The organism is Streptococcus sp. GMD4S (assembly GCF_000296955.1).
Map to the genome: position 1 here is coordinate 1 of NZ_AJRE01000515.1, position 1178 is coordinate 1178.

1 protein-coding gene is annotated in these 1178 nt (G+C 41.2%); it reads right to left on the reverse strand.

Annotated elements, in window-relative coordinates; genetic code table 11:
- Nucleotides 1-760, reverse strand: a 760-nt coding sequence (locus GMD4S_RS12240) for a FecCD family ABC transporter permease (protein WP_000949328.1), incomplete at its 3' end; no start/stop codon positions are given.
- Nucleotides 761-1178 lie beyond the last annotated feature (418 nt).

A 1178-nucleotide genomic window follows, 5' to 3' on the forward strand; every position in this document is an offset into this window, starting at 1 on the left:
CATAAAGATACCAATAGAAGCGTAAGGGAATTCCCAAAGTTAAAGCAGCCTCATCTCCCATCATCATCGCATTAAAAACACGATACTGGGTAGAGAAAAATAGAAGGGCCAATCCTACTACTATAGTTGGCAGGACTAAGTCAGACCAAGTAGTTCCAGCAAGCGAACCCATGGTCCAAAACTTAATGGTCATCACACTGTCTGCATTAGCGCCAACAGAGATGATAAAGTTGGAAAAAGCCAGAAAGAGAGCATTGACCACCGTTCCTGATAAGATCAGACTAGAAGTCGTCATCCTTCCCTGCATAGAGGCAATGATGAGGACAGCAATTGTTGCCAAAATAGCTCCAAGAAAAGCTCCAAGGCTAATCACCACTTTTAAACCAAGAATAATGCTCAAGGTTGCACCCAAAGTCGCACCCGCAGAGATTCCTAAGACATAGGGCTCAGCAATGGGATTGTTCACTGTGGACTGCATCACACTGCCACACATGGAAAGACCAGCCCCTACTATCAGACCGAGTAATACTCGGGGGAATCTCATATTCCATACAATGGCAAGAGTGGACTTAGAAACCTCTCCTATCTCAAGCGGAAACCCCAACCTACTCAAAATAATCCGATAGGTATCTCCTAGAGCAATCGCAACGGATCCCATTGAAACTGCTAGAAAGAGGGAAATCCCTAAAGTAGCTAGCAAAATACCTAAAAGTAACACAAATTGCAGGTCCCGTCGGCTTCCAGAAAATTTGGAAAGCATGAAAACCTCCTTAAACAAAATTAAAAATTTAGAAAATTCTCATGAAAAGTATACCATATTTCTATTAGATGAACAAGGATGTAAATATATATAGAAAAAGCCATCTGAAGTCAGAGAGCTGATTTGAGCTCGGGCTAAAACGTTTATAGACTAGGCGACAAGCCGAAGATTGTACTATAAAACTAGTGAAAATAAAAAATCTCCCCGAAGGGAGATGATTTGGTTTATTTTACCTTACAGTGCTAGAAACCGTAACCGAAGATAATACTTTAGTATATCGAGGTAGGGTGACAAAAGTAAAAAAGCTCTCTGAATATCAGAGAGCTCAAGTCTTGCTGGATAAAACGTTTATAGACTAGGCGACGAGGCGAAGATTGTACTAATGGTACATCGAGCTGAAGCCAACGAAGTATAGAAA